We start from the raw sequence: 12,280 nt of genomic DNA on the forward strand, positions 1-12,280 counted from the left end.
AGAACCCACAGCGACGTCGCAAACGCCCAAGTCGCTGAAAGTGCCAGCTATTCGCGGGCCGCTATTGATAGACACACGCGTCCAGCCCTTCGCGCGCCATGGTGCCGATCGCGCGCGCGGTCCGGTCGCCGTGGCGGCGCAGCCAGCCCTGCGGGTTCTTGACCTCGCGCTTCTTGGGGCTGGGCAGGGCGACCGCCATACGCGCCGCCTCGCTATTGCTCAGCCGGTCGGCACCGTGGCCGAAATAGCGTAGCGATCCGGCTTGCGCGCCATAGGTGCCGATCCCGGTTTCGGCGACATTGAGGTACACCTCCATGATCCGCCGCTTGGTCCAAAGCTTCTCGATCAGCACGGTGAACCACGCTTCCAGCCCTTTGCGGAAGAAACCGCCGCCCTGCCACAGGAACACGTTCTTGGCGGTCTGCTGGCTGATCGTCGATCCGCCGCGCAGCTTGCCGCCCTTCATGTTGTTCTCCATCGCGGCCTCGATCGCGGCATAATCGAACCCGTCGTGGACGCAGAAATTCTGGTCTTCCGCCGCGATCACCGCGCGCACCAGGCTGCGGTCGATATTGTCGAGGCTGCGCCAGTCCTTGGTGTAGCCGTTTTCGTCCAGGATCATCGTCCAGGTGACGGGCACGGGCACGAAACGGAAGGCGAGCGTGAGGAACAGGCTCAGCCCGATGAAGGTCGCGACGAGTGCGGTCAGGATCTGGAAGGCACGGAAAAACACGATCGGCTATCTAGAGGCTGCGCCGCAGGGCGACAATCACCCGCGTACGCGTGGCCCGCAAATCCGCATCGCCCCCTCCCGCAGCCGCGCGCGCGACCTACATGGCAGGTCTGAAATCCATGAAAGGCGATCGTGCTATGAAACTATCGGGCAACACCATCCTCATCACCGGCGGCGGCAGCGGCATCGGCCGCGAGCTTGCCCGCCGCTGGCACGATCTGGGCAACACGGTGATCGTCGCCGGGCGCACACGCGATGCCCTGGAGGAGACCGCACAGGGCTACGACAACATCCACGCGATGACGCTCGACGTCGCGCAGCCGGGCGAGGTCGAGCGCTTCGCGAGGGAAGTGGTCGAACGCTTCCCCGAGCTCAACGCGGTGTTCAACAATGCCGGGATCATGAAGTACGAGGACATCACCGCCTCGCGCGATCTCGGCGATGCCACTGCGGAAGTGACGATCAACCTGCTCGGCCCGATCCGGTTGACCGATTCGCTGGTCGACCATCTCAAGACCCGCGAGAACCCGGTCATCGTCAACGTCACCTCGGGCCTCGCCTTCGTGCCGCAGCCCAAGGCCGCGACCTATTCCGCGACCAAGGCGGCGCTGCACAGCTACACCCTGTCGCTGCGCCAGCAGCTCAAGGGCAGCATTGAGGTGATCGAGCTGGCCCCGCCGGGCGTGCAGACCGAGCTGACCCCGGGCCAGTCGGAGCGTGAAGGGTACATGCCGCTTGACGCCTATATCGAAGAGGTGATGACGCTGTTCCAGCAGCAGCCGACGCCTGAGGAAGTGTGCGTCGAGTTCGTCCGCCCGTTCCGCAATGCCGAGAAGGACGGCAAGGTCGGCGAGTTCATGGAGATGCTCGCCAACCGCTGACACGAAAAACGCCGCCCTGCACGATGGCGGGGCGGCGTCTTGTTCGGGTGCAGCAATGCGAGGGCGTCAGGCCGCGACGGGCATCAGCTTCTCGCTCGCGATGCGCTGCATCGCCTTCTGAAGCTTCTCGAACGCGCGCACCTCGATCTGGCGGATGCGTTCGCGCGACACGTCGTAGACCTTGCTCAGCTCTTCGAGCGTCTGCGGGTCTTCGGTCAGGCGGCGTTCGGTCAGGATGTGCTTCTCGCGATCGTTGAGCGAATCCATCGCTTCCAACAGCATGGCGTGGCGCACCTGCGCCTCCTGCGTGTCGGCGGTGGTTTCGTCCTGCAACGGGCGATCGTCGGTCAGCCAGTCCTGCCACTGGCTGGCGTTTTCCTCGTCGCCGCGCATCGACACGTTGAGCGAGCTGTCGCCGCCCATCAGCATCCGGCGGTTCATGTTGATCACTTCCTGCTCGGGCACGCCGAGGTCGGTTGCGATCTTCTTCACATCGTCGGGATGCAGATCGGTGTCTTCGTACGCGTCGAGGTTCTTCTTCATCCGGCGCAGGTTGAAGAACAGCTTCTTCTGCGCGGCGGTGGTGCCCATCTTCACCAGGCTCCACGAGCGCAGGATATATTCTTGGATGCTCGCCTTGATCCACCACATCGCATAGGTCGCGAGGCGGAAACCACGATCGGGTTCGAATTTCTTGACGCCCTGCATCAGACCGACATTTCCTTCGGAAATCAGGTCGGACACGGGCAGGCCATAGCCGCGATACCCCATCGCGATCTTCGCGACGAGCCGCAGGTGGCTCGAGACCAGCTGGGCCGCAGCCTCGGGGTCTTCGTGCTCTTCGTACCGCTTGGCGAGCATGTATTCCTGCTCTGCCGTCAGCACGGGGAATTTCTTGATTTCCGACAAATAGCGGTTGAGGCTTTGCTCGCCGCCGAGGGCCGGAATGGCTACTGCCTTGCTTTTACTCACTTCGTCCCTAACCTTTCTGTGTCAGCCCATCCCCCCGTTTGGGCCCCGAACCCCTGCTGGGCATTCGGGATGCTTGGGCCACACCTCTTCATATAGGCCACTTCCCGGAATTTTTCGAGTTGTGTTCATCGATTTCAACGAGCGATTTCGTCGATCAGTTCCCCCATGTCCCGGGGCAGGTCGGCCCGAAATTCGAGCCGTTCGCCGGTTGCGGGATGGATGAAGCCGAGGCTGGCTGCGTGGAGCGCCTGCCGGCGGAACGCCAGTTTCTCGATGATCGGCCGCAAGGCCTTGGGATCGCGTCCATATTGCGGGTCTCCCAATAGCGGATGACCGATTGACGCACAGTGAACGCGTACCTGGTGGGTTCGCCCGGTCTCCAGCCGGCATTCAAGAATGCTTGCGACCCCGAAAGTTTTGGTTGTGCGATAATGCGTCACCGCGTGCTTCCCGCGGGTCGACTGGGGGTCGAGCACGGCCATTTTCTTGCGATCGCGGTCCGACCGGCCAAGGCGTGCGTCGATCGTCCCTTCGGCGGGCCGCGGCTGGCCTGCGCACACCGCAACGTAGCGGCGCGAGATGCTGTGATCGGCGAACTGCCGCGCCAGCCCCTCGTGCGCGGCGTCGGTCTTCGCGACCACCAGCAGGCCGGAGGTATCCTTGTCGATCCGGTGGACGATTCCGGGCCGTTCGACCCCGTTGATCCCCGAAAGCTGCCCCCGGCAGTGATAGAGCAGCGCGTTGACCAGCGTGCCGTCGCGATTGCCCGCCGCCGGGTGGACCACCATGCCCGCAGGCTTGTCGACCACGATCAGATGCGCGTCCTCGTACGCGACGACCAGCGGGATATCCTGCGGCTCCGCCTCCAGCGGGGTGGGTGCGGGCAGGGCAATGGTGAAGGGCGTTCCCGCCGCAACCTTGGCCGATGGCGATGTCGCGCGCTTGCCGCCCACGCTCACCTGCCCGTCCGCGATCAGCCCCTTGATCCGCTCCCGCGAAAGATCGGTGGCGTCGGCCAGCGCCTTGTCGAGACGGGCGGGGGCGGGGATGGTGCCGGTGAGGGTTTCGGGTGTGGACACCAGCGCCCCCTAGCTCATTTCGTCACCCCCGCGAAGGCGGGGGCCCCGCTAACCCTGCGCATATCGACACAAGCGGGATTCCCGCCTTCGCGGGAAAGACTGTATTGGGGCAAGGTGATCATTCAACGCCAGTGCCTCGACCACCTCCTCGCAGCTGCGAGCGATGCCCACCCGCACGAATGCTGCGGGCTGTTGCTGGGCGAAGGCACGACGATCACGCACGCCCAACCCACCGCCAATGTCCACCCCGATCCATCGCGCCATTTCGAGATCGATCCGCATGCGTTGATCGCCGCGCACAAGGCTGCGCGGGGCGCAGGGCCGCAGGTGATCGGCTATTACCACTCGCACCCCACGGGCGATCCGACTCCGTCCGCCACCGACCGCGCCAGCGCCGCGCATGACGGGCGGGTCTGGGCGATCGTCGCAGGCCGCGAAGTCCGCTTTTTCAGGGATGGGGAAGAGGGATTCGTGGCGCTTTCCTACGCAGTCGCACCGCGCTAGGCAGGCGGCGATGACCAATCGCGCACCCACCGATCCGACACCGCTCCTTTCACCCGTGAAACAGGGCAGGTTTTCTCTCCCTGGACTGTGTGTCAGGTGTGTCAGGGCAATGCATGCGGGAGGCCGGGGATGAGCGGTATGGACGAAACCGATCCGCTGCTGCTCGCCAGCCAGCTGTGTTCGCGCCTGTGCCACGACATGCTCAGCCCCGTAGGCGCGCTGACCAACGGGCTGGAGCTTCTCGCGGACGAGAAAGACCCGCAGATGCGCCAGCGCTGTTTCGAGCTGCTGGAGCAGAGCGCGCGGACCAGCGCGGCCAAGCTCAAGTTCTTCCGCCTCGCCTTCGGGGCAGCGGGCGGGTTCGGCGAACAGGTGTCGATCGATGAACCCAAGGCGGTGATCGAGACGCTGGCCGCCGATGCCAAGCGGGTCGAGCTCAACTGGGCGATCGAGGCGGCGAGCGTGTCGAAATCCGCGGCCAAGGTGATGCTCAACCTCGCGAATATCGGGCTCGACGCGCTGGTGCGCGGCGGCACGCTGGATGTGGGGATCGAAGTCCGCGACGACGCGACCGAGATCGTGGTGCGCGCAGCGGGCGCCAAGATCGCGTTCGATCCGGTGATCGGCGAGGCGCTGGGCGGGCGAATGGACCCGGCCGAGCTGACCGGGCGCACCGCGCCTGCACATCTGCTGGCGATGCTGGCCGACAAGGAGGGCGGGCTGATCCAGACACATGCCGAGGTAGGCACGCTGCTGATGGGCGCGACGCTTCCCAATGGCGGCTCCAATACTCCGGCGTATGCGGGATGAGCGGGGCGGAGCACGACGAGGGGGGGATGGACGAACTGGTTCACGCCGAGCGGCTCTCGCCCAATTACGACGAGCGTAATGCGCCCGTCTCGATGGTCGTGCTCCACTATACCGAGATGGAAGGTGCGGACGCCGCGATCGAGCGGCTGACCGACCCGGAGGCCAAGGTTTCCGCGCACTACATCATCAGCGAAGCGGGCGAGGTGACCCGGCTGGTGCCCGAGGAGAAGCGCGCGTGGCACGCGGGCGTCTCCTACTGGCGGGGCGAGACCGATGTGAACACGGTCAGCGTCGGGATCGAACTGGACCATCCGGGCCACGCCTATGGCTACCGCAAATTCGCCGATGCGCAGATCGCCGCGCTGGTGCCCCTGCTGGCGCGGATCGTGGAGCGTTACGACATCCCTCGCGCCAATGTGGTCGGCCATTCGGACGTTGCTCCGCAGCGCAAGACCGACCCCGGCGAGCTGTTTCCCTGGGCGCGGATCGCGCAGCTGGGCCTGTGCCTGCCGCGCCCGACCAAGCTGGAGCTGGGCGATCCGTTCGACAATGACGGGGCGTTCTACCTCGCGCTGGAGCGGTTCGGTTACGACATCAGCGACGGGCGCAAGGTGGTCGAGGCGTTCCAGCGGCGCTGGCGGCCCGAACTGATCGACGGCGTGATCGACGGCGAAATCCGCGCGATCCTGTTTCAGCTACTGCTCGACCGCGACCGCGGGCTGGCGCGCTAGTCAGGCGCAGTGGTCTATCTATTCGCGATTTGAGCGCTATATCGGCCGCGCCAGGAGGCCGGGCAGCCGCGGGTATGCGAATACGCGAGGAAAGTCCGGGCTCCACGAAGTAAGGGTGGCGGGTAACGCCCGCCGTGGGCGACCACAGGGAAAGTGCCACAGAGAGCAAACCGCCGACGTTCCTGCACAGGAGCGGGCAAGGGTGAAAGGGTGCGGTAAGAGCGCACCGGGGGCCTGGTAACAGATCCCGTCATGGCAAACCCCACCCGGAGCAAGGCCGAATAGGGACCCCGCGCCATTCGTGGCAGGAGCGCTTCGCTCTTGAGGGTCCGGGTTGGCTGCTCGAACCGTCTGGCAACAGGCGGTCTAGATGAATGGCTGCCACCCGTCGCAAGACGGGTACAGAACCCGGCTTACAGGCCTCCTGGCACCGCCTGCTCCGGCGCTATTCGCGACCGACGCTGGTGTACTCAAACCCGGCCTCGCGCATGTCGGAAGGCTTGTAGATGTTGCGCAGGTCGACCAGCACGGGGGCATTGGCAAGCTGCTTGACCCGGTTGAGGTCGAGCGCGCGGAACACGTTCCACTCGGTCACGATGACGACCGCATCGGCGCCCTCGATGGCGGCGTAGGGATCGTCCTTCATCTCCACCTCGGGCATCAACGGGCGGGCCTGCTCCATGCCTTCCGGATCGTAGGCGGCGACGGAAACCCCGGCATCGACCAGCGCCTGCGCAACGCCGATCGCGGGGGAATCGCGCATGTCGTCGGTGTTGGGCTTGAAGGTCAGGCCCAGCATCGCGACCCGCTTGCCCCGCGCTGCGTCGAGGCCGCCGAGCGCGTCGATCACCTTGCGGCCCATCGCGCGCTTGCGGGTGTCGTTGACCTTCACCACCGCCTCGACGATCCGCACAGGGCTCTCGTAGTCCTCGGCGGTCTTGAGCAGGGCGAGCGTATCCTTGGGGAAACACGAGCCGCCATAGCCGGGCCCGGCGTGGAGGAACTTGGAACCGATCCGGTTGTCCATCCCGATGCCGCGGGCAACGTCCTGCACGTTCGCGCCGACCTTCTCGCACAGGTCGGAGATCTCGTTGATGAAGGTGATCTTGGTCGCGAGGAAGGCGTTGGCGGCGTACTTGATCAGCTCGCTGGTGCGCCGCCCGACGAACAGGATCGGCGATTCGTTGAGGAACAGCGGGCGATAGACTTCGTGCATCACCTCGCGCCCGAAATCGTCCTCGGCCCCGATCACGATGCGGTCGGGACGCTTGAAATCCCCGATCGCGGCACCCTCGCGCAGGAATTCCGGGTTGGAGACCACCGACACCTTCAGGCCGCGCTCGGTCACGGCGGGGCTTTGCGAGAGTATCCGTTCGACCTCGTCGCCGGTCCCCACGGGAACGGTCGACTTGGTCACCACGACCGCGTCGTTGGTCAGCGATTCGCCGATCTCGCGCGCGACAGCGTAGACGAAGGAGAGGTCCGCATGGCCATCGCCCCGGCGGCTGGGCGTGCCGACCGCGATAAAGATAGCACCCGCACCGGCAATGCCCTCGGCCAGATCGGTGGTGAAGGACAGGCGGCCCGCCTTCGCATTCTTGTCGACCAGATCGTCCAGGCCCGGCTCGTAGATCGGCATGATGCCTTCGCGCAGCCGCTGGATCTTGTCCTCGTCCTTGTCGATGCAGACCACGTCATGGCCGAAATCGGCAAAGCAGGCACCCGAGACCAGGCCGACGTAGCCCGAGCCGACCATTGCGATTTTCATGGCTTAATCATCCCATTGTTCGATCGCGATATCTCCGTCGCGATCGACTGCCTGAATATAGCGGCGCGTTTCACCGTCCAGCACCAGCGCCGTCAGGCGCCCGTAGCGGAAAGCGCCGGTGTCGATGCCGATGCGGTTGGGCCGCTGTTCGACATCTTCGAAGATCGTGTGCCCGTGGACGATGACCTTTTCGAACGGTTCGCCGTGCGCCAGAAAGCGGTCACGGATCCACAGCAGATCCTTGCGCTTCTGCTGGTCCAGCGCCTGTTTCGGATTTACGCCTGCGTGAACGAAGGCGTAATCGCCCGCGACGATGATCTCTTCGAAGCTGGCCAGAAAATCGCGATGTTTCTTTGGCACAAGCGTGTGGAGACGCTTGCGCAGCTGGTCGACTTCCAGATCGTTGTACTCGGATTTGGAGATCCCGTAGCTCAGGATCGTCTCGCGCCCGCCATGCTTGAGGAAGTGCTTGAGCACCTCGCGATCCTCGAAGCTTTCGAGGAACATTTCCTCGTGATTGCCGGCCAGATAGCGGACCTTGCGCCGCTTGCCCCAGGCACGAGCGGTATCGATCACCTGCGCGCTGCCGGGGCCCCGGTCCACCAGATCGCCCAGCAGCACCACCGTGGTTTTCGCTTCGGGCGCCTGGGCATCGTCTGCCTCGATCGCTTCGACCAGCGCCTCGAACAGCCGATCGCACCCGTGAATATCACCGATCGCGTAGAAGCGCTCGCCCGGCGGCGTGGAGGCGCTGGGGGCCGATGGCGCTTTGCGAAAGAGGGTGCGGAGGGGCTTTAGCATCGCTTTATCGGTAATGGTGCATGCGGTCGCGGGGCGCGCCTGTTGCGGTGCCCGGATGCGGCGCGAGATAGGCCCTCGCCGCTGCGACCGCAAGCGCTGCCGGTCAGGGCTTTGCCTGACGCGCCTCCTCGTAGACCTTTGCCTCTTCGGGGTGCTGCGTGGTCAGGCGCAGCGCGACATAGCCGATAATCGCCGAGATAATCGAACCCAGCAGGATGCCGATCTTCGCCTCATCGACCAGCAGCTGCGAATTGCCGAACGCCAGCCCGCTGATGAACAACGACATGGTGAAGCCGATCCCCGTCAGGATCGTGACCCCCCATATCTCCATCCAGTTCGCGTTTTCGGGTTTCTTCGCGATGCCCAGCTTTACCGACAGGAACACGATCGTGAAAATGCCCAGCTGCTTGCCGAGGAACAGGCCGGTCGCGATCGCAAGCGGGAGGGGCGCGAAAATCTGTTCGACCGTCATGTCGAGGATGTGGACCCCGGCATTGGCGAAACCGAAAATGGGCACCACCAGATAGGCGCTCCACGGCGCGAGTGCATGCTCGGCCTTCTCCAGCATCGAATGGCCATCGACCTTGCGCATCGGAATGGTCAGCGCGGCCAGCACGCCCGCGATGGTCGCGTGAACGCCGGAGAACAGTACGGCCAGCCACAGCGCGATCGCGCCGAGAAGGAACGGCCAGAAGCTCTTCACCCCAAAGCGGTTCATGCCGACCAGCGCGCCGAAGACGACGAACGAAATCGCCAGCCACATGACGTCCAGATGGGCGGTATAGAACACCGCGATGACCAGCACCGCGCCGATATCGTCGACGATCGCGACGGTCAGCAGGAACAGGCGCAGCGAGGCGGGGACGCGGCTGCCGAGCAGGCCGAGAACACCCATAGCGAAAGCAATGTCGGTCGCCGCCGGAATCGCCCAGCCGCGGATCAGCTCCGGATTGCTGCCCGCGATGCTGACGAAAATCAGGGCCGGCACCGCCATCCCCGCGCCTGCGGAGATGATCGGCAAGGTCCGCTTGTCCGCACTGGAGAGCTCGCCCGCGATCAGTTCGCGCTTCACCTCCAGCCCGACGACGAAGAAGAAGATGACCATCAGGCCATCATTGATCCACAGGTGCAAGTCGTTGAGGTAGAAGACCTCTTTGGGCCACCAATAGGTGTAGAGGAGGTCGTGGTAATCTTCCGCCAGAGGCGAGTTCGCCACCACCAGCGCCGCCGCAGCGACCAGGATTAGCAGCACGCCCGCCGAGGCATCGCTGACGAAGAGGGCGCGCACCGGAGCGATGGCACGGCGGATCGGTTTGCGGATCGGTTCGAGCATGGGGCCCCTTTTTCTCAATCTTTCGCGCGTTGCAAGGCCCCGAACGCTTCGATAGGTTGCTACCTGAGGGCAAGGGGGGGACCGGGCAGCATGCTAGCGGCGGAACTAACGCCAGTCGACTGGCTCGTCCTGCTCCAGCACGAACTGCTTCTGTTCGCGAGCCTTTTCTTTCTTCTCGGTACTCTCGACGAGCTCGCGATCGACGCGCTCTATCTGGCCGGACGCGTGCGCGGGCGTATTCGCACGCCCCGGATCGATCGATCTGCTGTCGAAGGGCGCGCGATTGCCGGGCCGGCCGCAGCGATCATCCCTGCCTGGCACGAAGACGACGTGATCGGCGCGACGATGCGGCACCTGCTGGATGCATGGCCGCAGGCTCAGCTGCGCCTCTACGTTGGCTGCTATGCGAACGACCCGGCCACCATCGGGGCAGCAACGCGGGCCGCGCGGGGCCAGTCGCGGGTGCGCATCGTGGTCCATTCGGCACGCGGCCCGACGACCAAGGCGGACTGCATGAACCGGCTCTATCGCGCGATCGAGGAGGACGAACGGCGCGAGGGGATGCGCTTCCGGATGGTGGTGATCCATGATGCGGAGGACATGGTCGACCCTGCCGCCCTGTCGCTACTCGATGCGGGGCTGGCAAAAGCCGAACTGCTGCAATTGCCCGTGTTGCCGATGCGCCAGCGCCGGTCGCGCTGGGTATCGGGCCACTACATCGACGAGTTTGCCGAGGCGCATGCCAAGGCGATGGTGGTGCGCGACTGGCTGCGCGCAGGCTTTCCCTCGGCAGGCGTGGGCTGTGCGGTCTCTCGCGAGCGGCTTGCCCTGCTCGACGTCCAGAGTGGGTGCAGCGGACCGTTCGACGCTAGTAGCCTGACCGAGGATTACGAACTGGGGCTCAAGATCGCGGAAGCCGGCGGCGCAACCAAATTCGTCCGGGTACGCGGAGAAGACGGGCGGTTGATCGCCACGCGTGCCTTCTTTCCCCGCACGCTGGAGACCGCAGTCCGGCAGAAGACCCGCTGGGTATGCGGCATCGCGCTGCAGGGGTGGGATCGGATGGGCTGGAGTGGGCGGCCGCTCGACGGCTGGATGCGCGTGCGCGACCGTCGCGGGCCGCTCTCGGCGCTGGTGCTGTTCGTCGCCTATCTGCTCGTCTTCCTGACTGGTGGGTTGGCAATCGCCCACCAGCTGGGGTTGGCGCGCGCGCCGGTCGTCACCCCCGCAACCAAGGCGCTGCTGATCGCCAACGCGGCAAGCCTTGGCTGGCGGGCGGCGTGCCGCGCGCTGTTCACCGCGCGCGAGTACGGGCCAAGGGAGGGCATGCGGGCGGTTTTGCGCATTCCCTTGAGCAACATCATCGCGATCATGGCTGCGCGCCGTGCGGTCGCTCAATATGTGTTCAGCCTGCGGGGCGGGACCCTGCGGTGGGACAAGACCGAGCATCGCGAACATCCTGCGGTCTCGCAGGAGATGCTGGCATGATCGGGTCGGGCCGCAGGGGAGGGCGCCCGCTGATGGCGATGTTCGCCATCCTCGCAGCGTGGGTCGGCGTTCGCGCCTCGTTCTGGGAGATACCCTTCGCTTTGCCACCGTCCGGCGGACTGTTCGCCAAAGCCCGGACAGATGCGTTGGAGGAGGCACCCCGTTCGGACCCCGATGGGGTTTCGCAGGCCGATACGTTCCAGCAATTGCATGCCGAACTGGTGGGAGCACGCGGAGATGCCGTTGCCTCCGGCAGTGCTGTCCAAGGCAACGAGGGAGGCGTTTCGCTGGCCATTGTGGCCCATACTCCCGCCGCTGCGCAGCTTGCCCGATCGAACCTCTCTGCCAATCACCAGTTGCTCTATGCCGCCGCCTTCGGGTTGGTGCCGCCCTATGACCGTCTTGCGATGATCTCGCCCGAACAGCGGAGAGGGTGGATAAAGGCCTCGGTCCCGCCTTCACCACACCCCCGATCGCGGTCTGCGCAGGTGGATCGCTGGTCCGCCGATGCGTGGCTGCTGGTCCGCCAGGGAGGGGCCGGCCCGCGATTGGCGAGTGTCAATCCCGCAAGCTACGGCAGCGACCAGATCGGTGCGGTGGCGCGTTACTCGCTTGTCCCGGGCTCTGCGCTGCAGCCGACGGCCTATGCCCGCGCCAGCAAGGCGCTGGTCCCCGGTGGCGAGAGCGAGGCGGCGGCAGGCGTCAGTATCGGTCTTGCACGAAACGTCCCGCTGCGCGTGCATGGCGAGCTGCGGGTGACCAACCGCCCCGGCGGTACGCAGGTGCGCCCCGCCGCCTACGTCGTAACCGGGCTGCCGCGCCGTCAGGTCGGGCCAGTGCTAGAGGCGGAAGGCTATCTTCAGGCTGGCTACGTGGGTGGCGACTACGCCACCGGCTTCGTCGACGGCAGGGCGATCGTGGAAGCACCGGTGATTCGGAGCGAGAGGGAGCAGGTGGCGATCGGCGGCGGCGCATGGGGCGGGGCGCAGCGTGGTGCCACCCGGCTTGATCTCGGCCCGACGGCGAGTGCAACCCTGACCACCGGGAGGACGACCCTCCGCGGCTCGGTCGACTACCGGTTGAGGGTCGCAGGCGACGCGGTGCCGGGCGATGGACTTGCGGTGACGCTGGCGGCATCCTTTTAGTACCGAATTAAGCCGAGGGACGCTTTATTCGCAGG

At 65.4% G+C, this 12,280-nt stretch carries 12 protein-coding genes and 1 other RNA gene; 7 read left to right on the top strand and 6 right to left on the bottom strand.

Annotated elements, in window-relative coordinates; all coding sequences use genetic code 11:
* Nucleotides 1-61: 61 nt before the first annotated feature.
* On the bottom strand, nucleotides 62-736 hold the full coding sequence (mtgA, locus tag VO57_007160; protein XBL71307.1) for a monofunctional biosynthetic peptidoglycan transglycosylase: 675 nt from the start codon (nucleotides 734-736) through the stop codon (nucleotides 62-64).
* Between the two features lie 134 nt (nucleotides 737-870).
* Between mtgA and VO57_007165 the strand changes: the two genes are divergently transcribed.
* On the top strand, nucleotides 871-1,614 hold the full coding sequence (locus tag VO57_007165) for an SDR family oxidoreductase (protein ID XBL71104.1): 744 nt from the start codon (nucleotides 871-873) through the stop codon (nucleotides 1,612-1,614).
* Nucleotides 1,615-1,680: 66 nt separating this feature from the next.
* Here the strand turns inward: VO57_007165 and rpoH are convergent, their stop codons facing one another.
* Together rpoH and VO57_007175 are read right to left on the bottom strand one after the other, a co-directional pair.
* Nucleotides 1,681-2,586, bottom strand: coding sequence for an RNA polymerase sigma factor RpoH (gene rpoH, locus VO57_007170; GenBank protein XBL71105.1), 906 nt, complete (start codon nucleotides 2,584-2,586; stop codon nucleotides 1,681-1,683).
* Between the two features lie 134 nt (nucleotides 2,587-2,720).
* Nucleotides 2,721-3,665, bottom strand: coding sequence for an RluA family pseudouridine synthase (locus VO57_007175; protein XBL71106.1), 945 nt, complete (start codon nucleotides 3,663-3,665; stop codon nucleotides 2,721-2,723).
* Nucleotides 3,666-3,779: 114 nt separating this feature from the next.
* Here VO57_007175 and VO57_007180 point away from each other — a divergent pair, with 114 nt between their 5' ends.
* The 4 genes from VO57_007180 to rnpB all read left to right on the top strand — a co-directional run bounded on the left by VO57_007180 (nucleotide 3,780) and on the right by rnpB (nucleotide 6,142).
* Nucleotides 3,780-4,169 carry a M67 family metallopeptidase gene (locus tag VO57_007180; protein ID XBL71107.1) on the top strand — a complete coding sequence of 130 codons (390 nt, stop codon included), beginning with the start codon at nucleotides 3,780-3,782 and terminating at the stop codon, nucleotides 4,167-4,169.
* Between the two features lie 129 nt (nucleotides 4,170-4,298).
* A complete protein-coding gene (locus VO57_007185; protein ID XBL71108.1) occupies nucleotides 4,299-4,979 on the top strand; it encodes a histidine phosphotransferase family protein in 681 nt (226 codons plus the stop codon).
* A gap of 26 nt (nucleotides 4,980-5,005) precedes the next feature.
* Nucleotides 5,006-5,710, top strand: coding sequence for an N-acetylmuramoyl-L-alanine amidase (locus tag VO57_007190; protein ID XBL71308.1), 705 nt, complete (start codon nucleotides 5,006-5,008; stop codon nucleotides 5,708-5,710).
* Between the two features lie 50 nt (nucleotides 5,711-5,760).
* An RNA gene (gene rnpB / locus VO57_007195) (RNase P RNA component class A) lies at nucleotides 5,761-6,142 on the top strand.
* 13 nt (nucleotides 6,143-6,155) lie between these two features.
* On the opposite strand, the gene VO57_007200 is transcribed toward rnpB, so the two are convergent.
* The 3 genes from VO57_007200 to nhaA form a co-directional block, all read right to left on the bottom strand.
* Complete coding sequence (locus VO57_007200; protein ID XBL71109.1) at nucleotides 6,156-7,478, bottom strand: UDP-glucose/GDP-mannose dehydrogenase family protein; 1,323 nt, start codon at nucleotides 7,476-7,478, stop codon at nucleotides 6,156-6,158.
* 3 nt (nucleotides 7,479-7,481) lie between these two features.
* Nucleotides 7,482-8,279: a metallophosphoesterase family protein gene (locus VO57_007205; protein ID XBL71110.1), complete on the bottom strand. Its 798-nt coding sequence runs from the start codon at nucleotides 8,277-8,279 to the stop codon at nucleotides 7,482-7,484.
* A 103-nt stretch (nucleotides 8,280-8,382) separates the two neighbouring features.
* Entirely contained in the window at nucleotides 8,383-9,612 is a 1,230-nt protein-coding gene (gene nhaA / locus VO57_007210; protein XBL71111.1) for a Na+/H+ antiporter NhaA, read from the bottom strand.
* 90 nt (nucleotides 9,613-9,702) lie between these two features.
* On the opposite strand from nhaA, the gene VO57_007215 reads away from it, so the two are divergent.
* Nucleotides 9,703-11,100: a glycosyl transferase family protein gene (locus VO57_007215; GenBank protein ID XBL71112.1), complete on the top strand. Its 1,398-nt coding sequence runs from the start codon at nucleotides 9,703-9,705 to the stop codon at nucleotides 11,098-11,100.
* Nucleotides 11,097-12,245 (top strand): hypothetical protein, encoded by a 1,149-nt coding sequence (locus tag VO57_007220; GenBank protein XBL71113.1) that lies wholly within the window; start codon nucleotides 11,097-11,099, stop codon nucleotides 12,243-12,245. The genes VO57_007215 and VO57_007220 overlap by 4 nt, the downstream gene beginning before the upstream one ends.
* The last annotated feature ends 35 nt before the right edge of the window (nucleotides 12,246-12,280 follow it).

This window comes from Citromicrobium bathyomarinum, assembly GCA_001306305.2.
Classification (GTDB): domain Bacteria; phylum Pseudomonadota; class Alphaproteobacteria; order Sphingomonadales; family Sphingomonadaceae; genus Alteriqipengyuania; species Alteriqipengyuania bathyomarina.